Consider the following 23,508-nt stretch of genomic DNA (forward strand, 5'->3'; position numbering starts at 1 on the left):
CTTCTCCCGACTCGGAAACCTGTTCACGAACTCGCCGTTATGCCTGCTCCTTGCGTTGATTGAGGACGACGATCGCGCCGCAGAACATGACGAGCGCCACGAGCACCCCGCCCCCGTACAGCCACAGCCTGACCGGGTCGGACCCCGGCCTGGTCGGGACGGGCGAGTCGGCGCCCTGGCCGAAGTGCTGCATGCCGGGCGTGACGCTGCGCTTGGCGCCGACGAGCCGCTCGGCGGCGTTGAGCGCGGCGGCGGCGTCGACCACGCCGAAGCCGGTCTCGTCGTCGTAGCCGGCCGCGGGCCGTCCCCTGGCGCTGGCCGCGAGGGCCTGCGCGACCTGCTCGGGGGCGAGCGCCGGGTAGCGCGCCTTGAGCAGCGCGGCCACGCCAGCCACGAGCGCGGCGGCCGAGCTGGTGCCCTCGGACAGCTCGTAGCCGCTGCCGCGCTTGACGACGGGCACGCCCACGCCGGGCGCGGACACCAGCACCGACAGGTTGTCGCTGCTGAACGTGGCCCGCTTGCCCTGCTTGTCGGTGGCGGCCACGCCGATGACGCCCGGGTAGCCGGCTGGGAAGCTCCAGTAGGAGGTGCCCTTCTCCTTGGCGTACGCGGTCTGGCCGTCGTTGCCGACGGCGGCGACCAGGACGACTCCCTTGCTCAGCGCGTACGAGACGGCCTCGCGCTCGGACCTGAGCGGGCCGTACGAGCCGATGGACATGCTGACGACCTGGGCCCCGTGGTCGGCGGCGTAGCGCAGGGCGCGGGCCAGCGGGCTCTGCGCGTCGGGCCTGCCCTGCTGGTCCTCAAGCGGCGGGACGGCGACGCCCGGCTCGTCGTCGATGACCATGGGCAGCGACAGGATGCGCGCGGACGGCGCGACCCCGACGAAGCCGTCGCCCTTGCCCGAGCCGGCGATCAGGGCGGCCATGGCGGTGCCGTGCCGGCCCGGCGGCAGGTCGCGCTGCACCGAGCCCGACGTCATGTCGGGACCCGCGGTGACGCGGCCCTTCAGCTCTTTGACGCCGGTGTCCACGGCACTGTCCACGACGGCGACAGTGACGCCCTCACCCTTGGTGACCGTCCACGCCTGCTCGACGTTGAGCGCGTCGAGCACCCATGCCTGCTGTTCCCTGACCGGGTCCGCGGCCGGAGCCGAGAAGGCGAGCACGGCGGCGGTCAGCGCGCGTACGACGGTCAGCACACGTTCCCCTGGGTGCAGGGCGGCACCGTGGGCGGGTCCGCGAGGAAGTAGGCGATCTGGTTGCCGATGGACTTGGCGGCCGGCCACAGCTCGCTGTGCAGGATCTCCTCCGGCGGGATCGCGGCCCTGGTACGCCCGTCGGCGTAGCCGCCCGTCGAGAACACGATGTACGGGCCCGCGCCGACCCAGCTCGTCCGCTGGCGCTGGTCGGGCCCGAAGCGCTCGGTCACGGTGCCGGGAAAGGCGACCGGCAGCACGCCGACGCGGTCGTCCTGGGTGAGCTCCTCACCGGCCGACACGCGCGACTCCTCGTCCTTGAGCACGGCCACGCCGACCGTGAAGACGAAGGTGGCGGTCTGGTCGATGTACGTGGCCCGCAGCAGCGTCACGCAGCCGTGGTTCTGCAGCACGCCGGCCACGGAGGCGTCGACGCCCTTGCCGCACTCGGTCTCGGGTGCGATGCCGACGCGCCTGGCGTACTGCTGGGCGCGGTCGAGCCCGAGGTAGCGCACCTCTTCAGGGAAGACGCCCGTGGCGGGCCACGCCTGCCAGCGGCGGGCGATCTCCTCCTGCTGGTAGCGGCTCTGCTCGGCGGACGTCAGCGGGCGCGAGCGCGTCTCGGTGAACAGCCCGACGGTGCCGAGCAGGACGACGAGCGCCGAGACGGCGATGATGGCGCCGAGCAGCACCACGAAGGCGCGGCGGTAGCGGACGCCCTGCTGGAGCTCGGCCTCTTCCGCGCGTTGCCTGGCCGCCGTGCGCTTGCGTGAGTCCGCCGCCGGCCACGAGCGCACGCGCGAGCGGCGGCCGGTTGTGGCGCCGAGCGGGTTCCTCCGCCCCTGTGTGGCGTCCCCCTCGGCGCGCGGTAGCCCTGTGGTCGACCTACGTGCCTTCACCACCGCCTCGTTCCCGCATTCGCGTCGATGTCTATTTCGTCCCCCTTGAGGGGCGGATCATGCGTCTTGCGACATGTGCGCCCGTCGTACGCGTCTGACCAGGATAAAGATGACGGACAGTGAAGCCAGCGCGCCGAGGGCGGCCCCCGCGGCGATGGCCGCGTACACCGTGACGCGGCGCTCGTCCCTGGTGACGACGTCGATGGGGCCCGCGCTGCCGCCGGCCAGCGGTCTCTCCGGGTCGTGCGCCTGGTCGCCGGCCGCGACCTCGGTGTGCTCCGCCAGCCTGGACGCCTCCTTCAGGGCCTCGGCGGCGTTGACGAGGCCGAAGCCGGTGGCGGTGTCGTAGCCGCCGGGCGGCAGGTCCTTGGCGCCCGCGGCGAGGGCTCGCGCGACGAGCGGCGGCGACATCTTCGGGTATTTCGCCTTGATCAGGGCGGCGACGCCCGACACCAGCGCGGTCGCCTGCGACGTCCCTCTGCCGACCCAGTACTCGTCGCCGGGGCCCGCGCCCATGATGTCCACGCCGGGCGCGGCCACCAGCACCGAGGAGTTCCAGTTGGAGAACGCCGCCCGGCGCATCCGCCGGTCGGTCGCTCCCACCGAGACCACGCCGGGGAACGCCGCCGGATAGGAGTAGGGGGCGAAGTCACCGTCCTTCTTCCTGTCGCCGTCGTTGCCCGCGGCGGCTACCAGCACGACGCCCTTGCCGATCGCGTAGCGCACGGCCGCCCGCTCCTCGCGGGTCGCCAGCTCCTTGGAGATCGACAGGTTGATCACGTCAGCCCCTTCGTCCACCGCGTAGCGGATGCCCCTGGCCACCACGTTCTCGAAACGCTCGGCCGAGTTGAACGTCAGGAAACCCGGCTCCTCGTCCTCCAGGATGACCCTTACTGACAGTACGTCCGCTTCGGGCGCCACGCCGATGATCCCCCGTTTTCCGTCAGGCCCGTGGCCGTGCCCGGCGATCAGCGACGCCATGTACGTGCCGTGCAACCTGCTGGGAGCCGTCCCGGGCGGGTTCGCGCCCGCGGTGAAGTCTTCACCGACGCGTACCGACCCGGCCAGGTCGCGATGGTGCGGGTCCACGCCCGAGTCGAGCACGGCCACCGTCACCCCCGCGCCCTTGCTGGCGCGCCACGCCTTCGTCAGCGCCAGCGTCTCGATGACCGCCCGCTGCCCGCCGCGTACGTCGTCGGCCCGCAGCGGCCCCACCGGCACCAGCAGCACCGCGGCCAGCGCCCCTGTCAGCGCCCCTGCCAGCGCCCCGGCCGCGCCCTTCCTCAGCACCGCCACTCCCCAGACGCGCAGTCGGGCATGCCGGGCGTGCTCAGCCGGGTCAGCACCTGCTCGGAGATCTCGGTGGCGAAGGCGAAGATGGACGGCCGCGCCTCGCCGGCCGCCGCCGACGGCCGCCCGTCCACCTGGCCCGACGTGGTCAGCACCAGGTAGGGGCCGGCCTGGCGGACCGAGCCCGCCTCGCGTACGCCGGGGGTGAACCGGTCGGCCAGCGTGGCGCGGAAGGAGACCGGACGCAGCCCCGGAGTGGGCTTGCCGGTGTCGGAGAAGGCGTCCCTGGCGCGTCGGGCGTGGGCCTCGTCGCGCAGCGCCACCACGCCGATCGTGACGAGCACGCCGCGCAGCGCGTCGACGTACGTGGCCCGCAGCACTCCCTTGCAGCCCGCCTGCCGCAGCGCCTTGACCGCGGCGGCGTCCACCGCGTCGCGGCCGCAGCCGGTGCGCGGCGAGATGCCGATCCTGGTGGCACGTTCCCGGCCTCCCTGCTCGGCGGAGTAGGGCAGCGTCTCGGGGAAGATGCGGCCCGCCGGCCAGGTGCGCCAGCGCTCGGCCACCTCCCGGTGGGCCGCCGCGCGCAACTCGGCCGCGGTGGGCCCGCGGGTCAGCTCGGTGCCGGCCGCGCTGCCCGCCACCCCGGCGGCCACCGCGCAGATCAGCGTCAGCGCGGAGGCCGCCACGAGGATCGGCCATGGACGGGCGGCATTCACGGCATCGACCTTAACCGGGAGGTCCCGGCGGAAACCCCTTAATAGCTGGGCAGGCTCGGGTCGACCGTCTTCACCCAGCTCAGCACGCCGCCGCCCACGTGAACGGCGTCGGAGAAACCGGCGTTCTTGACGACCGCGAGCGCCTCGGCCGAGCGCGCGCCCGACTTGCAGTGCAGCACGATCTTCTTGTCCTGGGGCAGCCTCTCCAGGGCCGAGCCGTTGAGGAACTCGCCCTTCGGGATCAGCGTGGCGCCCGGGATGGAGACGATCTCGTACTCGTTGGGCTCGCGGACGTCGACGACGAAGATGTTCTCGCCGCGGTCCATCATGCCCTTGAGCTCCTGCGCCGTGATCGTCGATCCGGTGGCCGCCTCGGCGGCCTCGTCGGAGATCGCGCCGCAGAACGCCTCATAGTCGTCGAGCAGCTGGGTCAGCGTCGGGTTCTTGCCGCACAGGACGCACTCGGGGTCCTTGCGGACCTTGACGTCGCGGTACTTCATCTCGAGGGCGTCGTAGATCATCAGCCGGCCGACCAGCGGGTCGCCGATGCCGGTCAGCAGCTTGATGGCCTCGTTGACCTGGATGGAGCCGATCGACGCGCACAGCACGCCGAGCACGCCGCCCTCGGCGCACGACGGCACCATGCCGGGAGGCGGGGGCTCGGGGTAGAGGCAGCGGTAGCACGGCCCGTGCTCGGCCCAGAAGACGCTCGCCTGGCCGTCGAAGCGGTAGATCGAGCCCCACACGTACGGCTTGCCGAGCAGCACCGCGGCGTCGTTGACCATGTAACGCGTCGCGAAGTTGTCGGTGCCGTCGACGATCAGGTCGTAGCCGGAGAAGATCTCCATCACGTTGTCGACGGACAGCGTGGCGTTGTGGATGACGACGTCGACCAGCGGGTTGATCTCGCGGACGGTCGCGGCGGCGCTCTCGGCCTTCAGCTTGCCCACGTCGGACTGGCCGTGGATGATCTGGCGCTGCAGGTTGGACTCATCGACCACGTCGAAGTCGATGATGCCGAGGGTGCCGACGCCCGCCGCCGCGAGGTACATCAGCGCGGGCGAGCCCAGGCCCCCGGCGCCCACACACAGCACCTTGGCGTTCTTCAGCCGCTTCTGCCCCGCCATGCCCACATCGGGAATGATCAGATGACGTGAGTAGCGGCGCACTTCGTCGACGGTCAGCTCTTCGGCCGGCTCGACCAGCGGTGGCAACGACACTTTCTACGCTCCCGTTTTAAAGGGGACCCATCTCACTGTGAAACCTAGCCGGGCAGTGGGGCATTCCCCAATCGCGTCTCACCGATCAGACGGCGTGCCTCCGCCGCGACGACCCGCGGCATCTCCATCATCGCCACGTGGCCGGCCGTCGGCAGCAACACCAGCCTGACCTGCCGGAACGTACGGTACGCCTTCCTCGCCATGGCCGGGCGCACCAGGCGGTCGTGGCGTCCGTGGACGATCAGCGTCGGCGCCTCGACCTTGGCCGCCTGCCGCCACAGGTTGTCCTCACCCCAGCGGAAGTACTCGGTGACGATGCCGCGCGCCGAACCCACGACCGCCTGGCCCGCGTACGGCAGGTCGTCGCGCCTGCGCTGCTCCTCTATGGCGTCGCGCAGGCGGATCGGGTGACACGCTCCCATGTCGGCCCAGACCATCGCCATGGAGGCGGTGATGCGCTGCTCGACCGGCACCAGCCGGAGTCTGTCGGCCACCCACTCCCCCAGCCGGGGTATCGCGGCGGCGGCCACCCGGACGGGGCCGTAGCGCGGCAGCAGGTCGGGCAGGGCCGGGGAGACGAGCGTGAGCGTACGGACCAGCTCGGGACGCGCCGCGGCGACCCTGACGGCGATGGCGCCGCCCATCGAGTTGCCGAACAGGTGCGCGGGGCCCGTGTGCTCCAGCAGCTCGATCACGGCCTTGGAGTGCGCCGCCACCGAGTAGTCGCCGTCCGGGGGCGCCGGTGAGAAACCTGCTCCAGGGAGGTCGATGGCGTGGCCGGTGACGGTGTCCTTGAGCTCGTCCATCAGGTCGGTCCAGTTGGTCGCCGATCCGGCCAGGCCGTGCACGAACACCGCCTGGTCCGCGGGGCCCTCATGGGTGGACCGGACGTGCACCGAGCCGATCATCCTTCCCGGCCAGTGCGGGACCGGCTCCGGGGTCATGACTGCTCCTCCTCGTTCCTCGAACGTCTCTTCCCCTGCTTCTCACGATAACCATCGCTTGCTGGAGGGGTCTGGATTCCGTACAGCGAGGTTATTTTCCTGATTTTCCTGGACAGATGGGCCGGATAACGACAGGGGGTACGCCCATGCTCACCACCCGCATCGCCGCACTACTCGCCGCCACGCTGTGCGCGGGGCCGGCCTGCGCCATCCCGGCGCACGCGTCCGACCGCCCAGGATGCACGTATCGAGTGGTACGCGTGAAGACGCACCTCAACGTCCGCGCCTGGCCGAACGGCCGAATCCTGGACAAGCTCTACCCAGGCGACCGTACGTGGGGCCCGTGCAGGAAGACGGGCTCCTGGCGCCACATCCACGGCACGGACATCGGCCGCGAGGGCTACGCCTACGGCCACTACCTGAAGAAACTCGGCAGACGCTGACCCCTGACCCCCGCCTCCTCGAACGGAGAGGACACCGCACGAGCACCGCCCTGCGAACGAAGGCGGCGCCCCCGGGCGCTGCCTCGAACCAAGGAGGCGCCTCCCCAGCGCTCCCGAGAACAGAGGGGACGCCGCACGAGCCATCCGCCCGCCCCCAGCCCTCATCCTCGATCCCAGCCGCCGAACGGGGGCCCCGCAGACCTCGTCCCCAAGCGGAGGGTCCGCGCCGCGCGAACGCCTGACGAGCACTTGCCGGGTCCTTCGAGCACCCGCCATCCAGTGCCCCACCCCTATGCCTCGCCACCCACCCTGATCCGGACTTGTCCTGATATTTCGCGCTATAGGTCTCTAAGCGATCTCTTGACAGCCCAAGCTTCCGGCAAAAGCCGCTGTTCGCCGTTTATGGCGCACCCGCTCGGAAAGCATCACGGTACCCAGCGTGACACCTACGCCACTCATCGTTAACGGCGAGTGGCGGTCGGGCATCGCGCATGGGGACCACGTAGAGCGGCAGACATCTCCGGGGGACGTTCCCCCACACCACGATGGCCGCCGCCGCGCCCGCACGACGCTCAGCATGTGCGAGCAGCCGCGCACGCATCACCTCAATCGGTGCATCCGGCCGGCCTCAGCACAATGAGCGGCATTGTCCGGGCCCGGCGTCGCGGCTTTCTCGCGCTCGCGGAAATTCTTTTCCGCGCGCGAGAACGCCGCATGCGTACGACATCGCGAATGGCAACCCGGGCGCAGCCGACAGCCCGCGAGTCGCCCATTGTCGCCTGCGATCTCGGCTAGATATGCCGTCGAATCGGACATATCATGTCATTTCATTTGATAATTATGTAATGCGAGCAATAAGATTGTTAATGCAGAGCAAAATGGGGTCGTCGCCGTTTGCCCGTCCATCGGCACGGAAATGACTTTCGACGGATGAGCCTTCAGCAGCCGTCCAAGATCTGTTTCCGGCATTTAGGAAACGGCCGAGAACGGGGCAATCGATCCTTTAGGGGGAAACACAATGCCCAAGCTCAAGAGTGTTATCGCAGGCCTCGCCATCAGCACGGCGGTGACCGGCGGCGTGGTGGGCGTGGGCGCGGCCACGTCCGCCGCCAACGCCACCACGCAGGTCAGCAACGGCACGTCCGTCCGCACGGACGACGGCTGGGGCTGGGGCTGGGGCCACCGTCGTCACCACAACCGTCACCACCAGCGCTGCAACAGGCACCACGGCGGCTGGGGCGGCGGGGGCGGCTGGGGCTGGGGCCACAGGCGCCACCGCGGCGAGATCTGCGTCGTCGTCCACAACGACAACGTGAACGACAACGGCCCCCGCAGGCGCCACCACCACCACGACCACGACCACAACCACAACCACAACCACAACAACGGCACCTGGTAGTGAATGACCGTGCTTTGATGGCGCAAGGAGTTCTCGGGGACGGCCCGCGTTTCACGCGCGGTTCAGCCTGAGGTTCGTTTCTCCACGTCTCCACGGCAGTTCTGGCGAGGGCTCTCCCGGCACACACCGGGAGGCCCTCGCTGCGTCATTTCCCGGGCGCACCAGCGGCCGGGATCTCGTACGTCGAGCCACTGGCGATGTTCGCACGCCCTTCTCATCCCCGTGCATTCTCCTGCGCCCTCCGCAGCCACCTTCCATCCCCCTTCCTTCCACCGCCCCCCTGACCCTGACCGGCGCCATACGCATTTACAGCAAGCGTCCTCCAGCGCTCCATGGGCTCTGCCATGTCATGAGAAGTACTGGACTCGGGAAAGAGCGGACAATGTCCGTTTCTTCTGCTTTCGCAGGGAAATATCCATGGTGCGGATGAATTGCTAGCTATATCCGCGAACGGGGCAATCGATCCTTTAGGGGGAAACCGCAATGCCCAAGCTCAAGAGTGTTATCGCCGGTCTCGCCATGAGCACCGCTCTCACGGGCGGTGTGGTCAGCGTAGGGGCGGCCACCACCAGCGCGAGCGCCAACGCCGCGACCCAGATCAGCACCGGCACCTCCGTCCTGGCCGGACACGGCTGCGGCTGGCGTCCCCGCCGCTGCGGCGGCTGGGGCTGGGGCTGGAAGCCCTGGAAGAGGTGGGGCCACCGGCACCACGGTGTCGGCCGGGTCCGCGTCGTCATCGTCAACCGGAACTACAACCGCAACGACAACCACGACCACGACCGGCACGACCGCCGGTGGTGACCCTCGGCTGACGAGTCCGCCCATGCGATGAACTCAAGCCGTAGCTAGGGGAGTGCCCGTATTCACCGGGAGGCGCCCACCGTCCTCGACGCCGAGGACAGTGGCCGCCCCCACCGAATACGGGCACTCCTCATCCCCACAGCACTCTCACCCCCCACCACGCACCCCTCCCTCGACCGGCACCCCACCCCCACGCCCTCCCCCGGCCGGCACCTCACCCGCACATCCCCACCCCAGCAGCCCCGCCCTGAGTCGCCCGACCCCGCCCAGCACAACCCCTGGGACACCAAGCAGCACGACCGTCAGCCCGGCGTCCGACTTACAGCACACCCTGTTCACAGCACAGGCCCGCACCCCAGGAGTTGCCCAGCGCAGTCCGCACCGAGGCACGCCCTTACCGCTCCACCCATGCCGCTCCAAGAGCCGAGCATTCAGCGCTCGGCCTTGTCCACCGATCCCCCACCTTGCAATCTCGCCACCACTGGAAGCGGCCTCAACGCCCCGCGACCAGCAAAAACCGTGCAGGCACAGGCCCGCACGGCTGGAGGCTCATCAGAGCCGGGTCATTTCCCACGCGACCACGAAATCAGCACAACACCGAAACACCCACCAACAAGAAAACCGCCGGAAACGAGGCAGTGAGGGCCCCCGGCGGTGCCGGGAGAGCCCTCACTTTGAATTCCGTGGAGACGAGGAAATCCAATTCCTACGCCATTGTCACACGGTCAGATCAACGCTCCGTCGCCTCAGCGGCCGCAGGCGGCTGGACACGGCGGTCGTGGTGGTGGTGCTCGCGGTGCTCGTGGTTACGGTTGACGTTGCGGTTGTGGATCCTGACCTTCACCCTCAGACGGTGGTGGTGGTGACGACGGTGTCCCCAGCCCCAGCCGCAGCGACGCCAGCCCCAGCCCCAGCCGCCGCAGCCGGCGAGAACCGAGTTGCCGGTGCTGATCTGGGTGGCCGCGTCGGCGCTTGCCGAAGTGGTGGCGGCGCCGGCGCTGACCACGCCGCCGGTCAGCGCAGTGCTGATGGCGAGGCCCGCGATAACACTCTTGAGCTTGGGCATTGCGTTTTCCCCCTAAAGGTTCGATTGCCCCGTTCTCGACGTCTCCGGATTACCCGGAAACATGTCTTGGACGCCCGCTGAAGAGTCATCCACGAAGTGTCATTTCCGGCGGATGAGCAGGCAAACAGATACGCCTCCATTTTGCTCTGCATTAAGAATCTTATTGCTTGCATTAAACTCCTATCAAATGAAATAACGCGACTTAAGCTGATATGTACCTTTCAGCAACGCCCGGGGACAGGCGGCGACGGTACGGGGCAAGCCCCCCAGGGCGCGCGGGGCAGTGAGCACGCGCCGACAAGGCCGTAAGGGCCTCTGGAGCGGATGCGGGAAACGCCGTCCGTCAGGCGACGTCTACAGGAGCGAGGAGCGCCGCCCAGGCACTGCGAGGGCGGCGGATTTCCTCCAGAGAGGGACCACCATGCGATGGCGGTGCCGCACGAAAGGGCACCGGGTCGGCCGGGCAGCGGGGCAGGCGACCCTGCGGTACACGGATGTCGAACTCCACGCGGGAGGAAGGACGAATCGTCACATAGGGCTCCTCCAGCGGCTTGCCGTTCAGTTCCAGCAGCCCGCCGGTGACGCAGCACTTCACCGTGCTCCCCGGTACGCCGATGACCCGCCCCACGCGCCGCTCACCCGCGACGGTGCCGGCCCGGCCTTCGGGCGTGCGGTAGATGATGATGTCGCCGGTCCGGGGCGCGTAGTCGCCGCCTGGGCTGACAGTCAGGAGCGACCCCATCCTGATCGTCGGTTCCATGGACCCACTCGACATGGTGGCCCGGTAACCGCCGAGGGCCACGTCGACGAGCGCGCAGGCGGAGACGGGCGGCAGGAGCAGGGCGAGGGACAGCGCGGATGAGCGTGTACGAATCACCAGGGGATGTGCCGCAGGTGGCCGGCCAAGGGCCTGGGATGCGCTGGTTCAGGCCGACTTGCGGGTCTTGCGCTTGGCCGGCGCCTTCTCCTCCTCCTTCGACTCCTTCTCCTTGGAGTCCTTCGACTTGCCGGACGCCTTCTTGGGCTTGGCGGAGGAGCCCTCGCGTTCCCGTTTGGCTGCCTCCACGCTGGCCCGCAGCGCCGCCATGAGGTCGACGGCGGGCTTGGCCTCCTCTTCCTCCTGGGCGGGGATGACCTCCTTGCCGGCCACCTTCGCCTCGATGACCTGCTGCAACGCCTCGCGGTAGGTGTCGTGGTACTCGCTCGGGTCGAAGTCCGACTCCATGGTGGTGATGAGGGACTCGGCCATCTTGAGCTCTTGGGGGCGTACCTCGATGTCCTCCTCGAGGAACGGGAAGTCGGGGACGCGGATCTCGTCCGGCCAGAGCATGGTCTCCAGGACGAAGACGCCGTCGCGGACCCGCAGCGTCGCCAGCGACTCGCGCTGGCGCAGGGCCACCTTGACGACGGCGACCTGCCCTGAGCTCTCCAGGGCGTTGCGCAACAGCACGTACGGCTTCGCGCCCTGCGCGTCGGGCTCCAGGTAGTACGACTTGGCGAAGTAGATGGGGTCGATCTGCTCGACGGGCGCGAACTGCAGGACGTCGATCCTGCGCGAGCTGCTCAGCGGCAGGTCCTCGAAGTCCTCGTCGGTGAGCACGACCATCTCGCCGGTGGCCAGCTCGTAGCCCTTGGCGATGTCGGAGTAGGGCACCTCTTCGCCGTCCTGGGTGCAGACGCGCTTGTAGCGGATGCGGCCGCCGTCCTTGCGGTGGACCTGGTGGAAGCTGACGTCCTTCTGCTCGGTCGCGGAGTACAGCTTGACCGGGATCGTGACCAGACCGAAGGAGATCGCACCTTTCCAGATGCTGCGCATGGTCACTCCTCAGCTCTCAACGGCCCACCGTGGGGCACATACCCGTCATGGGGCAAGCAATGCCATACCCGGTCGAACCGATGCTCGCCGTGCCCGGGGAACTACCCTCCGATCGCGACCAGTACGGCCTGGAGGTCAAGTGGGACGGCATCCGCGCCCTCATCCACCTCGACGGCGGGGTGCGGGTGACGGGGAGACACGGCGTCGAGTACACCCGCCGCTATCCGGAGATCTCGGGGTTCGGAATCAAGAACGCGGTGATCGACGGCGAGGTCGTGGCACTCGACCCGCGCGGCAGGCCCAGCTTCATCCGCCTCCAGCACCGCATGCACCTCACCGACCCCGAGCCGGCCGTGCTCAAGCGCTACCCCGTCACGTACCTGCCCTTCGACCTGCTCTATCTCGACGGCATGCCGCTGTTCGACCTGCCGTACCGCGACCGCAGAGCCCTGCTCGACGAGCTGGGCATCGGCGCTCCCCCATACTTTCCCGGCGCGTCCGACCTGCTCACCGCCACCTCTGAACAGGGGCTCGAAGGCGTGGTCGCCAAGCGACTCGACTCCCCCTACCGCCCCGGCGTCCGCTCCCCCTGGTGGGTCAAGGTCAAGAACCTCACCACCCGCGAGGTCGTCATCGGCGGCTGGAAGCCGGGCAAGGGGCGGCGCGCGGGCGGGATCGGCTCGCTGCTCATGGGAGTGTTCACGGAGCGGGGGCTGACGTACGTGGGGCACGTCGGCACCGGCTTCACCGAGCCCGTGCTGGACGACCTGTACGCGATGCTGCGCCCGCTGGAGGTGCCGCACAGCCCCTTCGCGAACCCGGTGCCGTGGCGTAATCGATGGGTTAGGCCCGATCTCGTAGGGGAGGTGGCCTACACGATGTGGACCGACGAACAGCGGTTGCGACACCCCGTGTGGCGTGGCCTGCGCCCCGACAAACTCCCCGCGGAGGTGACGCGATGAAGGTGCCGGTCAAAGTCGACGGGCGCGAGCTGACCCTGAGCAACCTGGACAAGGTCCTCTATCCCGACAACGGGTTCACGAAGGCCGAGATCATCGATTATTACAGCCGCATCGCCCCCGTCCTGCTGCCGCACCTTCAGGGCCGTCCCCTGACCGTCAAGCGCTTCCCCAACGGCGTGACGGGACAGTCCTTCTTCGAGAAGAACGCCCCCGACCACACCCCCGACTGGGTCAGGCGCGTCAACCTGCCCGCGCCCGGCAGCACCAAGAACCGCGAGACCATCGACTTCGCCGTCGTCGAAGACCTGCCCACCCTCGTCTACTACGCCAACCTCGCCGCGCTCGAACTGCACGTTCCCCAATGGCGCGTGGACGACGACGGGCAGGCGCTGCCGCCCGACACGCTGGTGTTCGACCTCGACCCGGGCGCGCCCGCCACCATCGTCGAGTGCACGCGGGTGGCGCTCATGCTGCGCGAGGTGCTGAAGGCCGAGGGGCTGGCCGCGCTGCCGAAGACCAGCGGCAGCAAGGGCATGCAGCTGTACGCGGACTGGGACTGCCGCGAGGAGCCGTCCGCGTACGCCAAGAGGCTGGCCCAGCTTCTGGAGAAGGAGCACCCCGACCAGGTCGTCAGCGTGATGACGAAGAAGGCGCGGCCTGGCAAGGTGTTCATCGACTGGTCGCAGAACAACCCGGCCAAGACCACCGTGGCGCCCTACTCGCTGCGGGCCAAGGACCGGCCGACCGTGTCGACGCCGCTCACCTGGAAAGAGGTGGAGGGCTGCGAACACCCCGACGACCTGGTGTTCACCGCGCCCGACGTACTCGCCAGAGTGGAGAAGCACGGCGACCTTTTCCGCCGGGCGTAGTCTGGTTTCCGTCCGCACCGAGAAGGGGGCCGAAGATGTCGGAGATGGACATTCGCGGGGACGAGGTCCCGTACATCGAAGAAGAGGAAGAGCTGTCGATCGAGACGCCCGAGGCGGACGCGATCGAGCAGCAGCGCGAGATGCTCCAGAACACCGGGCGGCTGCGCCGGGAGCTGCCGCTCGACGTCGACCCCGCCGACGGGGCCGACCAGGACCGCGTGGTGGATCTCGACGAAGACGACTACCGCTGAGCCCCGGCCCGGCGGCGGTGACCTGCGCGAAAGAGGTCGAAGACGGACGGCTGGGGCCGACGCCGGCGGCCGGCCGCACGTAGGATGTCCGCACAGTTCGCTGAGAGACCAATGGAGACCCGCGTGACAGCAACCCCGGATGCCAAGCCCCGGGGCACCCGGCTGCCCCGCCTGGCCCGACGCAGGCAGCTCCTGAGCGCCGCGCAGGAAGTGTTCGTGGAGAACGGCTATCACGCGGCCGCCATGGACGAGATCGCCGACCGGGCCGGGGTCAGCAAGCCCGTGCTCTACCAGCACTTCCCCGGCAAGCTCGAGCTCTATCTCGCGCTGCTCGACCTCCATGTCGACGACATGGTCAACCGCTGCCGCGAGGCGCTGGCCTCCACGCAGGAGAACAAACTGCGCGTGCAGGCCACGTTCAGCGCGTTCTTCGACTTCGTCTCCACCCAGGGCGAGGCGTTCCGGCTGGTCTTCGAGTCCGACCTGCGCAACGTCGCGCCCGTGCGGCAGCGGGTCGAACGGTCGCTGCAGGAGTGCGCGGAGATGGTCAGTGAGCTGATCCAGGAGGACACCGGGTGCACCAGCGACGAGGCCCATCTCCTTGGTGTGGGCCTGGTCGGCATGGCCGAGGTGAGCGCCCGCTACTGGGTCACCACCCACGGCTCCATCCCCAAGGACGCGGCCGAGCAACTCATGGCCCGGCTCGCGTGGCGGGGCATCAGCGGTTTTCCGCGTACGGCATAACCCGTTCGCTGGGCGCGATCATTCGTCGTTTTCGGGGGGCCGAACGGCCACGATGAAAGTGAGCCAGCCCGTCATCTAGGGAGCCACCATGGAAGTCAAGATCGGCGTACGCTCCGTACACCGCGAACTCGTTGTCGAGACCGACCTCTCCGCCGACCAGGTGGAGCAGGAGATCAGAAACGCCCTGTCCGTCGATCGCGGCGGCGTGTTCGCCCTGACCGACGTCAAGGGCAGGCGAGTCGTGGTGCCGGTGGCCTCGCTCGGGTTCATCGAGATCGGGGAGGACGAGTCCCGCCCCGTCGGTTTCGGCGGCACGCTCTAAGTCTGTACGCGAAGGGTACGGCCGCCCGAGCCGTACCCTTCCCCGACTCCATCGCTCGCCGCTCAGCAGGCCGCATGTGCCTGCCGCATCGGGCATGCCGGCAGGCAGGGTGCCTCCGATGCGGTCGGTCCGGTCGCCGGTCAACGGTCCGATGCGGTCGATCCGATTGTCGGGTGACGTCCGGTGTGGTCGGTCGGGGCACCGGGTGGTGGTCAGGTGCGGGGGGAGCGGCGGAACAGGCAACCACGGGGGCGGCGGGGGCGGGGGACACATGCCCGGCCCGGCTCCGCAGCCGGACAGGCCGCGCTCTCCCTTCGCAACACAGCGCGGGATACCCAGCGGTTCGGCCCACATCTCGTCAAGGAACTGCCGTAGCGGCGCGAGGCCCTCATGTCGGCACGGTACAACCCTTCCGCGCCGCGTGCCGCCGGTTAGCGCAACCTCACCTCCCACAAGCCACCCAACCCTCCCGAAACCCCCCACCCGCCCAATCTCCACCACCCTTTCGACCCACTTCCTAGGGGGCGAAGGAAGGCCCACGCGACCGCTTCGACGGTCTCTGGCGTGACGGCGACCCTGCGGGCCTGACTGCGGCGCGCCGGGTCAGATGCCGAGGGCGGCCATGCGTTTGTTGTGGGCCTCCGTGAGTTTGGCGAAGAGACGGGAGATGTCGGCGTGTTCCTCGCCTTGCGACTCCATGAGCAGCAACGCCAGCTCGGGCCGGGCAGAGGCCACCTGCTGGCCCTGGCTCAAAGCCTCGCCCACCAGGCGGCGGGCCCACAGGGCGAGGCGGCCGGCCGCCGTCGGGTCGGCGGCGATGCCGGCCCGCACCCCCTCCACCGCGAAGCGGGAGCGTTCCTCGTCCACCAGCACCTCGTCGACCAGGGAGGCGATCGACGGGTCGAGGTGGCGGGCGGCCTCCCGGTAGAAGTCGAGCGCGATGCCCTCCCCCACGTACGTCTTGACCAGCGCCTGCAGCCAGTCGGCCGGCCGGGTCTGTGCGTGCCAGGCGTCCAGCGCGTCCACGAACGGCGACATGGCGTCGCCGGGATCGGCCCCGAGCTCGGCCAGCCGGTCGCGCAGGAGGCGGAAGTGGGCGTACTCGGTGACGGCCAGCTCGCTGAGCGCCGCGCGGTCGGCCAGCGTGGGTGCCAGCGAGGCGGCGTCCTCGGTCATGCGGGCGTACGCACTGAGCTCCGCGTACGCCAGCACACCGAGCAGGTCGACGACTCCAGGAGACTCCTTCATGCAAGGCAGCGTACTTCGGCCAAATCTCGGGAACATACGCAAGCTCTGTCAGCGTTGTGGTATCGAGTACACTGCTCTGTGAAAGTGCGACCGCACTGTGTTGCTTCGGGTTGATGACCCGATAACCCCCGATTCCCCGGGTGCGCGGTCGCTGATGACGCGAGAGGGCTGGCTCTACCGCGAGGACCCACGACACGGGGGCTGTTTTCCGCCCGTCGGTCCCGGCAGGCCCGCCTTCATTTGAGACTGAGGCAGGCCACGCTGACGACTTTCCGAGACCTCGGAGTCACACCAGAGATCGCCGATGCCCTCGAGACCGAGGGCATCGTCACACCGTTCCCCATCCAAGAGATGGCACTCCCGCTCGCGCTGAGCGGCCAGGACCTGATCGGTCAGGCACGCACGGGCACGGGAAAGACCTACGCGTTCGGCATCGCGATGCTGCAGAGCATCGGCAAGCCGCGCAAAAACCGCAAGAAGCCCCGCGGGCTGGTCGTCGTACCGACCCGCGAGCTGGCCGTGCAGGTCAGCGAAGACCTCGTGACCGCCGCGGGCAAGCTCGGCTCCCGAGTCCTGACCGTGTACGGCGGCCGCGCGTACGAGCCGCAGATCGAGGCGCTCAAGGCCGGCGTCGACGTCATCGTCGGCACGCCGGGCCGGCTGCTCGACCTGGTCAAGCAGAAGCACCTCGACCTGAGCCAGGTCACCTCGCTCGTGCTCGACGAAGCCGACCGGATGCTCGACCTGGGCTTCCTGCCCGACATCGAACGCATCTTCAAGCTCATCCCGGCGCAGCGGCAGACGATGCTGTTCTCGGCCACGATGCCGGGCGAGATCGTCGCGCTGTCGCGCAAATACCTCAACCGTCCGACGCACGTACGCGCGGAGATGGAGAGCGGCGAGGGCGAGACCACGCCGCAGGTACGCCAGATCGTGTGGCGCACGCACCGGATGGACAAGATCGAGATCCTCGCCCGCCTGCTGCAGGCCGATGGCCGCGGGCTCACGATGGTCTTCTGCGAGACCAAGCGGGCCTGTGACATGGTCGCCGAGCAGCTCGACACGCGTGGTTTCGCGGTCGCGGCCGTCCACGGCGACCTCGGTCAGGGCCAGCGGGAGCAGGCGCTGCGGGCGTTCCGCAACGGCAAGATCGACGTGCTGGTCGCCACCGACGTGGCGGCGCGCGGCATCGACATCGACGACGTCACCCACGTGGTCAACTACGACTGCCCCACCGACGACAAGACCTACGTGCACCGCATCGGCCGCACCGGCCGGGCCGGGCGCACGGGCATCGCGGTCACGTTCGTGGAGTGGGAGGAGCTGACCCGCTGGAAGATGATCAACCAGATGCTCGGCCTGGAGTTCGCGGAGCCCGAGGAGACCTACTCGACCTCGCCTCACGTCTACTCCGAGCTCACCATCCCCGAGGGCACCAAGGGCGTGCTGCCGCACGCCAGCCGGTCGCGGGCGGGGTTGTCGGCCGAGCGCATCGAGGACCTCGGGGAGACCGGCCGGACCCGTACGCGTGGCGGGCGGCGCAGGGACGAGCGCGAGGAGCGTCCCGCCCGTACGCCGCGCCAGCGCCGCCGTACGCGCGGTGGCAAGGAGCTGGCAGAGACCGCATCCGTCGACAGGCCGGAGGTCGAGCCCGTGAACACCCCCGTGAACGACTCGGTGAGCAGCCCCGTGAACGACAACGCGGAGGAGACTCCGGCGATCTTCACGACGGACGAGATCGAGGCCGCGGGCGAGTCCAGGCGCGCACGTACGCGCAGGGGCGCCGCCTCCACGGCCATCGAGCAGGCGCTCGCCGACGCCCCGGAGGCGCCGGCCAGGCGCACCCGGGTCCGTCGCAGCGCCGCCGAGGCGGAGGAGGTGGCGGAGGCGCCCAAGGAGGCGCCCAAGCGCACCCGCGTACGCCGTCCCGCCGAGACGGTCGCCGAGGAGGCGGAGGCGCCGGCGCGGCGCACGCGGGCCCGCAGGGTCGCCGCCGAGCCGGAGACGGTCGAGGCCGCTGCGCCGGTCGCCGAGCCGTCCGGGTCGCGTGAGGCTTCCCGGCAGGTCGCTCCCGCGAGCGAGCCGGTGCGGGAGCGCCCGCGTGAGGCCGCCCGCGAGCAGGTGCAGGAGCGCAGGGCCGCGCCCGAGTGGTCCGACCCCGAGCCGAGCTTCATGGCGACGCCGCCGGCCCCGGCACCGCGTAACGAGCCGGAGCGGATCATCCCGCCGAGCCCGTTCACGGTGATCTTCCAGTCACCCGACCTGGCCACGGACGACGACGACATCGCGCCGTCGGCCGCGACCGAGCGCAAGCAGCAGCGCCGCCAGCCCCGTGGCGGCGGTGGCGGCGGCAACCGCCGCCGCGCCGGCTGACCCGCACGCACCGAGGAAGGCGCGCACCCACAGCAAGGGTGCGCGCCTTCCCCGCGTCCGGGTCCAGGAGGGGCGTGTGTGGGGCTGTGGGGGACACTGGCGCGTCCGGGGCGGTCAGCGGTGGGTGGAAGGGCTCTCAGGGCTGTGGCGGGCTGTGGGGGCGTTTCAGGAGCGGGTACGGCACCTTTCGTCCTAGCGGGGCGATCCGGGCATTCGACGCAAGCGGTCAGGACTCGCACCGGCGTCATCGGCATGCCGGTGTCGAGGCGCTGACCTCTGGGTATTGTTGCCCCACGTGAGTACGCCGCGATTCCTCGACCTGCCTCCTGGCGTTGCACCACAGAAGATCGAGACGCCACAGGGCACGTTCGCGGCCCTGGAGGCGGTGCCGGTCAGTGGTGTGGTTGAGCGCTGGCCCGCGCTCCTGGTCCCCGGGCTGACGGGCAGCAAGGAGGACTTCATCGCGGTCTTGATGACGCTGGCCCAGTCGGGCCGCCGGGTGGTGGCGATCGACCTGCGCGGCCAGTACGAGACCCCGGGCCCCGACGACCCGGCCGCCTACACGTGCGCGGCCCTGGGTGCCGACGTCGACGCGCTGGCCCAGGTGGTGGGCGACGGCGACCCGGTCCACCTGGTGGGCCACTCGTTCGGCGGCCTGGTGGCGCGGGAGGCGGTGATCGACGGGCGCACGAAGTTCGCCTCGTTCACGCTGATGAGCTCGGGCCCCGGCCCGATCGAGGGCAGGCGGGCCAACGCCGGCAAGAAGATCATGGAGGAGGCCCCGACGCTGGGCCTCGAACACGTGTGGCGCTCCAGGTTCGAGCCTGAGGCGCTGGCCGACGACGTGCCCGACGACATCGTCGACTTCCTGCGCAAGCGGCTGCTGGCCAACTCCCCCGTCGGGCTGTCGCGCATGGCCGAGCAGGTGCTGACGACGCGCGACCGTACCGACGAGCTGCGCGAGATCGAGATCCCCACGCTGGTCCTGTACGGCGAGCACGACGACGGCTGGCCCCCCGACGCGCAGTCGGACATGGCGGCCCGGCTCGGCGCCGACTGCGTGGTCGTGCCGGGCGCGGTGCACTCCCCCGCCGTCGAGGCGCCGGAGACGACGGCGGCGGCGCTGGTCAGGTTCTGGAACGCGGCCGAGAAGCACTTTTTGGACACCAGGTCCAGCGCCGTGTAATCCTTCGTTCACTATGACCGACCTCGTCGTTCAGCCGCCGCAGAGCGCGACCTGGCAGGTGCATCTCGACCGGTCGATGTGGGTGGGCGGCGTACGCGGCCTGATGCTGCAGGCGCTGCACCCGCTGGCGATGCTCGGCGTCTGGCAGAACTCGAACTTCCAGGACGATCCGTTCGGACGGCTGCGGCGCACGGCCGACTTCGTGGGGCGGGTGACGTTCGGCAGCCCTGAGGAGGCCGACGAGATCGGCCGCCGGGTGCGCGGCATCCACAGGACGCTGCGCATCCGCGACCCCGAGACGGGCAAGGCGCACCGGGTGGACGATCCCGAACTGTTGCTGTGGGTGCACTGCGCGGAGGTGTCGTCGTACCTGGAGGTGGCCAGGCGCGGCGGGCTCGGGCTCACCGAGCGGCAGGCCGACCGCTACCTGCGCGAGCAGCGCACGAGCGCCGGGTACGTGGGCCTGCACCCCGAGGACGTCCCGGGCTCGTGCGCGGAACTGGCGGCCTACTTCAAGCAGGTACGCCCTCAGCTGCGGGTGACGCCGGAGGCGGTGTCGGCCGTGCGGTTCCTGCTGTGGCCGAAGCTGCCGCGCGAGCTGCGCCTGCTGTCACCCGGTAAGCCGGTCTACTTCCCGTTCGGCGCGCTGTGCTACTACACGCTGCCCGACTGGGCCAGGCGGATGTACGGCCTGCTGCCCGAGGTGCCGCAGGCCACGGTGACGGCCGCGCTGAAGGCGTTCAGGCTGGGGCTGAACTCGCTGCCCGAGCCCGTGCACGACCTGGCCTTCATGCCCGCCACGCGCCGCATGCTGCGGGGCGCGCGCGAACGCCTCGGCGCGGCGGGCTACGACGTCGGCAAGGGACTCAAGGGCCTCGCCGACCCCCGCCGCTGGCCGAAGACCGCCGCCTGAACCGGCCGTACGCACAGCGGCGGCACAGCGGCGGCACAGCGGCGGCACAGCGGCGACACAGCGGGCGGCGGCCGGTCATTCGGCGAGACCGTCCCAGGGCTGGCGATCGGGCCCGGCCGCCTGGCCCTCGGGGCAGTGGCGGCGGAAGTCGCACCAGGAGCAGATGGGCCCGGGATTGGGCGCGAACAGCTTGTCGACGTCGGCGGGCACCTGCGCGGGCCCGACCGGCTGCCGGTCGGCGGGCGCGCGCCGGGCGCCCTGCGGCGTGGCGACGGCCTCGCGGTAGCGGTCGTCGGCCTCGGCGGCCTCCATGGCCACCTCTTCCGCGCGCGCGATGTGGCGGGCCAGCGACTCGTCGGTGTGGCGCCACTCGACGATCTCGCCCGTGGGCAGGTGGTGCAGCTCGACCGTGCGGCACGGGGTGCGCATCATGGTCGACGCGGCCACGGCGTAGGTGGCCAGGGCCAGCGAGGAGCGGGCGTCGTCCTGGGTGAGCGGGCGGCGGCCGGTCTTGTAGTCGACGACCACCAGCTCGTCACCGCGCCGGTCGAGCCGGTCGATGCGGCCGGACAGCGCGATGACCTTGGTCCGCGTGGCGACCGTGCGCTCGACGCCGACCGGGTCGTCCGAAGGATCCAGAGTCGCGACATATCCGGACACGAGGTCGCGGGCCCTGCCCAGCCACCGCCCCGACTGCTCGGCGTCCCTGAACCCCTCGGTGATCCACCCGTTCGTGAGCAGGACGGCGGCCGTCAGCGGCGTGCGGCGCTCGTACGGCTCGCGCCACCACCCCGCCAGCGCGTTGTGGACGCTCGCGCCCACGCTGTTGTGCGCCCACGCCGGGCCCTTGGAGGGCTGCGGCCGGTCCAGATAGGTGAACCGGTAGCGGCGGCGGCAGTCGAGCCAGGTGTTCAACCGCGACGGCGTGCACGAATAGAGCCGCCGCGGCATCCCTTCGAGCGGAAGCTGCCCCTGCACCTAGTCGTCGCCCGGGTTGAGCGAGATGCCGGAGATCTTGGTGCCGTCGCTGAGCGGCCCCTCGCTCTCGGTCTCGGTGGTGCTCCTGGTCAGCGAGCCGGACACCCAGTCGTCGAAGTGCGGCTCCAGGTCGCCGACCGTGACCTCGTCACCGTGGGCGGGCAGCACCCGCGTCTCGGCCGGCAGCGTGAACAGCCGCCCGCCGATCGAGGTGAGCTGGTCGGCCAGGGCTGGGTATTCGCCGCCCAGCTTGCCGGGACCGTCGGCCTGCAGGGCCTTGCCGGTGAAGACGGCCTTGAGACCCTCGGAGTAGAGCGACACGCCGCCGGGCGTGACTCCGGGCGTCTCCATGACGTCGAGCTGAACGTCGGCCACCTCGAAGATGCCGTCGTCCTCCATGTCGATGTCGGGCCAGGTCTCCCGCCAGGTCTCCCGCCACAGGGGCTTGTCCTTGGGGTGCAGGGCCACCACGGCCTCGTCCCTGCTGGCCACCTCGATGGCCGCGGAGACGTGGTCGGGCAGGCCCGCCGTGCAGATGACGGCGAGCACCTCGCGCTCGCCCACCTGCTCCAGGATCTTCTCGGCGTCACGCGCCGCGTCGATGACGATGACCTCGTCGTCGTCACCCACGATCCACGTGTTGTTCTCGACCTTGTGCTCGGTGCCGTCGATCTCGACGACACCCTCGGTCACCACTCGCTCGATACGCGCTGTCACGCCTCCGAACTCTAGCCCGTCTGCCTGACAGAGCGAATCTCGATCGCGCGTCCTAATCCTCAAGTCTGGGTGAGAACGCTCCGAACGGCACATCCAGGTCGTGGTCACGGGCGTCGATCAGGGACAGCTCGGCGAGCGCGATCACGCATCCGGCGTCGGCCGGCCAGGCGATGGCCCACAGCCAGTTGCCCATGGCCTCGCCCGCGTACACGGCGCGGTCGTCCTGGCCGTCCACACACCACAGTGCGGTGGGATGGCCGAGTACGGCGATCTTCGCGTTGGGCGGCCCCGCGTCGAACCCCTCGCCGGGGTCGGGCCCGTCGAGGCCGGCGAACCCCGCGCCGATGCCGACGCCCGGCTCCTCGGCGACGATGAGCAGGTCGGCGGGCCCCTCCATCAGCGAGGGCCCGCTCAGCGCCACCAGACTGGCGCGCCCTCCCGTACGCTGATCGCCCACCTCCCCGAACCCCGTCACCAGCCACCCGGCCGGCAACGGCCAGGGCAGCCACACGGGCACGACCGAGCTCTTGCGGATCGCCTCCAGCGCGGTGCTGGTCGGCGGCCACGGAGGCTGGTACGGCAGGACGTCACCGTGCGTAACGCATCGATACGCACTCGACCAGGCGCTCGGCCCGTGAAGCGGGCCAAAACACCGCGGGCAGGTTGGAGCCGCTCTCACAAGTACCCACGGTGCTTTCTCCGGTACGGCCCCGTCAAGGCCGCTCCTCGTTATCGCGTCGTAATCTTGGTCATGTGCGCGTAAATTGTGTCGGAGCGATCATTTTCGATGACTCTGACCGGCTGCTGCTCGTCCAGCGCGGTCATCCGCCCGGCATGGGGTCGTGGTCGATCCCCGGCGGCCGTCTGGAGCCTGGCGAGACGGACGAGGCGGGGCTGCGGCGCGAGGTGCTGGAGGAGACCGGGCTGCACGTGCGGGTGGGCCGCCTGGCCGGCACGGTGGAGCGGCCTGGGCCCGGCGGGGTGACGTACGTGATCCGCGACTATCTCGCCACCGTCGCCGGTGGCGTCGCCACGGCCGGTGACGACGCCGCGGACGTGCGCTGGTGCGGCCGCTCCGACCTGGCGCGGCTGCCGCTGACCGAGGGCCTGCTTGAGTCGCTGACCGAGTGGGACGCGCTCCCCCGGCTGTGAT

Annotated in this window: 25 protein-coding genes; 12 read left to right on the forward strand and 13 right to left on the reverse strand. The window is 69.9% G+C overall.

Annotated elements, in window-relative coordinates:
- Nucleotides 1–37: 37 nt before the first annotated feature.
- The 6 genes from ABZW11_RS34310 to ABZW11_RS34335 are packed head-to-tail and all read right to left on the reverse strand — an operon-like array spanning nt 38 to nt 6,267.
- A complete protein-coding gene (locus ABZW11_RS34310) occupies nt 38–1,201 on the reverse strand; it encodes a S8 family serine peptidase (protein WP_355426403.1) in 1,164 nt (387 codons plus the stop codon).
- The gene (locus ABZW11_RS34315) at nt 1,195–2,097 is read right to left on the reverse strand and encodes a hypothetical protein (RefSeq protein WP_355426405.1); all 903 of its coding nucleotides are present in this window, start codon (nt 2,095–2,097) and stop codon (nt 1,195–1,197) included. The genes ABZW11_RS34310 and ABZW11_RS34315 overlap by 7 nt, the downstream gene beginning before the upstream one ends.
- A 57-nt stretch (nt 2,098–2,154) precedes the next feature.
- Entirely contained in the window at nt 2,155–3,387 is a 1,233-nt protein-coding gene (locus tag ABZW11_RS34320; RefSeq protein WP_355426408.1) for a S8 family serine peptidase, read from the reverse strand.
- Nucleotides 3,381–4,103 carry a hypothetical protein gene (locus ABZW11_RS34325; RefSeq protein ID WP_355426411.1) on the reverse strand — a complete coding sequence of 241 codons (723 nt, stop codon included), beginning with the start codon at nt 4,101–4,103 and terminating at the stop codon, nt 3,381–3,383. The genes ABZW11_RS34320 and ABZW11_RS34325 overlap by 7 nt, the downstream gene beginning before the upstream one ends.
- A gap of 38 nt (nt 4,104–4,141) precedes the next feature.
- Nucleotides 4,142–5,323, reverse strand: coding sequence for an adenylyltransferase/sulfurtransferase MoeZ (gene moeZ, locus ABZW11_RS34330; RefSeq protein ID WP_355426412.1), 1,182 nt, complete (start codon nt 5,321–5,323; stop codon nt 4,142–4,144).
- A gap of 44 nt (nt 5,324–5,367) precedes the next feature.
- The gene (locus tag ABZW11_RS34335) at nt 5,368–6,267 is read right to left on the reverse strand and encodes an alpha/beta hydrolase (RefSeq protein WP_355426415.1); all 900 of its coding nucleotides are present in this window, start codon (nt 6,265–6,267) and stop codon (nt 5,368–5,370) included.
- Nucleotides 6,268–6,413: 146 nt separating this feature from the next.
- On the opposite strand from ABZW11_RS34335, the gene ABZW11_RS34340 reads away from it, so the two are divergent.
- The 3 genes from ABZW11_RS34340 to ABZW11_RS34350 all read left to right on the forward strand — a co-directional run bounded on the left by ABZW11_RS34340 (nt 6,414) and on the right by ABZW11_RS34350 (nt 8,910).
- Entirely contained in the window at nt 6,414–6,710 is a 297-nt protein-coding gene (locus ABZW11_RS34340; RefSeq protein ID WP_355426418.1) for a hypothetical protein, read from the forward strand.
- Nucleotides 6,711–7,728: 1,018 nt separating this feature from the next.
- Nucleotides 7,729–8,109 carry a hypothetical protein gene (locus ABZW11_RS34345; RefSeq protein WP_355426420.1) on the forward strand — a complete coding sequence of 127 codons (381 nt, stop codon included), beginning with the start codon at nt 7,729–7,731 and terminating at the stop codon, nt 8,107–8,109.
- A 519-nt stretch (nt 8,110–8,628) separates the two neighbouring features.
- Entirely contained in the window at nt 8,629–8,910 is a 282-nt protein-coding gene (locus tag ABZW11_RS34350) for a hypothetical protein (RefSeq protein WP_355426423.1), read from the forward strand.
- 730 nt (nt 8,911–9,640) lie between these two features.
- On the opposite strand, the gene ABZW11_RS34355 is transcribed toward ABZW11_RS34350, so the two are convergent.
- From ABZW11_RS34355 to ABZW11_RS34365, 3 genes are all read right to left on the reverse strand, one after another.
- Nucleotides 9,641–9,976 (reverse strand): hypothetical protein, encoded by a 336-nt coding sequence (locus ABZW11_RS34355; RefSeq protein ID WP_355426426.1) that lies wholly within the window; start codon nt 9,974–9,976, stop codon nt 9,641–9,643.
- 343 nt (nt 9,977–10,319) lie between these two features.
- Complete coding sequence (locus ABZW11_RS34360; RefSeq protein ID WP_355426487.1) at nt 10,320–10,751, reverse strand: S26 family signal peptidase; 432 nt, start codon at nt 10,749–10,751, stop codon at nt 10,320–10,322.
- Nucleotides 10,752–10,901: 150 nt separating this feature from the next.
- Nucleotides 10,902–11,792 carry a Ku protein gene (locus ABZW11_RS34365; protein ID WP_355426428.1) on the reverse strand — a complete coding sequence of 297 codons (891 nt, stop codon included), beginning with the start codon at nt 11,790–11,792 and terminating at the stop codon, nt 10,902–10,904.
- Between the two features lie 59 nt (nt 11,793–11,851).
- Between ABZW11_RS34365 and ligD (ABZW11_RS34370) the strand changes: the two genes are divergently transcribed.
- From ligD (ABZW11_RS34370) to ABZW11_RS34390, 5 genes are all read left to right on the forward strand, one after another.
- Nucleotides 11,852–12,754, forward strand: a complete 903-nt coding sequence (gene ligD / locus ABZW11_RS34370) for a non-homologous end-joining DNA ligase (protein WP_355426431.1) — start codon at nt 11,852–11,854, stop codon at nt 12,752–12,754.
- Nucleotides 12,751–13,623 carry a non-homologous end-joining DNA ligase gene (gene ligD / locus ABZW11_RS34375; RefSeq protein ID WP_355426434.1) on the forward strand — a complete coding sequence of 291 codons (873 nt, stop codon included), beginning with the start codon at nt 12,751–12,753 and terminating at the stop codon, nt 13,621–13,623. Before ligD (ABZW11_RS34370) ends, ligD (ABZW11_RS34375) begins: the two co-directional genes overlap by 4 nt.
- A 44-nt stretch (nt 13,624–13,667) precedes the next feature.
- Nucleotides 13,668–13,874: a hypothetical protein gene (locus ABZW11_RS34380; RefSeq protein WP_355426437.1), complete on the forward strand. Its 207-nt coding sequence runs from the start codon at nt 13,668–13,670 to the stop codon at nt 13,872–13,874.
- A gap of 123 nt (nt 13,875–13,997) precedes the next feature.
- Nucleotides 13,998–14,618 carry a TetR/AcrR family transcriptional regulator gene (locus ABZW11_RS34385; protein ID WP_355426440.1) on the forward strand — a complete coding sequence of 207 codons (621 nt, stop codon included), beginning with the start codon at nt 13,998–14,000 and terminating at the stop codon, nt 14,616–14,618.
- Between the two features lie 88 nt (nt 14,619–14,706).
- Complete coding sequence (locus ABZW11_RS34390) at nt 14,707–14,940, forward strand: DUF3107 domain-containing protein (protein ID WP_345389806.1); 234 nt, start codon at nt 14,707–14,709, stop codon at nt 14,938–14,940.
- A gap of 603 nt (nt 14,941–15,543) precedes the next feature.
- Here the strand turns inward: ABZW11_RS34390 and ABZW11_RS34395 are convergent.
- Nucleotides 15,544–16,188, reverse strand: coding sequence for a ferritin-like fold-containing protein (locus ABZW11_RS34395; RefSeq protein ID WP_355426444.1), 645 nt, complete (start codon nt 16,186–16,188; stop codon nt 15,544–15,546).
- A 351-nt stretch (nt 16,189–16,539) separates the two neighbouring features.
- Between ABZW11_RS34395 and ABZW11_RS34400 the strand changes: the two genes are divergently transcribed.
- The 3 genes from ABZW11_RS34400 (at nt 16,540) to ABZW11_RS34410 (ending at nt 20,660) form a co-directional block, all read left to right on the forward strand.
- Nucleotides 16,540–18,561: a DEAD/DEAH box helicase gene (locus tag ABZW11_RS34400; protein ID WP_355426446.1), complete on the forward strand. Its 2,022-nt coding sequence runs from the start codon at nt 16,540–16,542 to the stop codon at nt 18,559–18,561.
- Nucleotides 18,562–18,856: 295 nt separating this feature from the next.
- Nucleotides 18,857–19,747, forward strand: a complete 891-nt coding sequence (locus tag ABZW11_RS34405) for an alpha/beta hydrolase (RefSeq protein WP_355426450.1) — start codon at nt 18,857–18,859, stop codon at nt 19,745–19,747.
- A 13-nt stretch (nt 19,748–19,760) separates the two neighbouring features.
- Nucleotides 19,761–20,660: an oxygenase MpaB family protein gene (locus tag ABZW11_RS34410; protein ID WP_355426453.1), complete on the forward strand. Its 900-nt coding sequence runs from the start codon at nt 19,761–19,763 to the stop codon at nt 20,658–20,660.
- A 75-nt stretch (nt 20,661–20,735) separates the two neighbouring features.
- Here the strand turns inward: ABZW11_RS34410 and ABZW11_RS34415 are convergent, their stop codons facing one another.
- The 3 genes from ABZW11_RS34415 to ABZW11_RS34425 all read right to left on the reverse strand — a co-directional run bounded on the left by ABZW11_RS34415 (nt 20,736) and on the right by ABZW11_RS34425 (nt 23,034).
- On the reverse strand, nt 20,736–21,575 hold the full coding sequence (locus tag ABZW11_RS34415; protein WP_355426455.1) for a PD-(D/E)XK nuclease family protein: 840 nt from the start codon (nt 21,573–21,575) through the stop codon (nt 20,736–20,738).
- A gap of 63 nt (nt 21,576–21,638) precedes the next feature.
- Nucleotides 21,639–22,355, reverse strand: coding sequence for an MBL fold metallo-hydrolase (locus ABZW11_RS34420; protein ID WP_355426457.1), 717 nt, complete (start codon nt 22,353–22,355; stop codon nt 21,639–21,641).
- A gap of 52 nt (nt 22,356–22,407) precedes the next feature.
- Entirely contained in the window at nt 22,408–23,034 is a 627-nt protein-coding gene (locus ABZW11_RS34425) for a DUF6758 family protein (RefSeq protein WP_355426460.1), read from the reverse strand.
- A 74-nt stretch (nt 23,035–23,108) separates the two neighbouring features.
- Between ABZW11_RS34425 and ABZW11_RS34430 the strand changes: the two genes are divergently transcribed.
- Nucleotides 23,109–23,507, forward strand: coding sequence for an NUDIX hydrolase (locus tag ABZW11_RS34430; RefSeq protein WP_355426463.1), 399 nt, complete (start codon nt 23,109–23,111; stop codon nt 23,505–23,507).
- Nucleotide 23,508 lies beyond the last annotated feature (1 nt).

This window comes from Nonomuraea sp. NPDC004580 (assembly GCF_040609855.1).
In the GTDB taxonomy this organism is placed as follows: domain Bacteria; phylum Actinomycetota; class Actinomycetes; order Streptosporangiales; family Streptosporangiaceae; genus Nonomuraea; species Nonomuraea salmonea.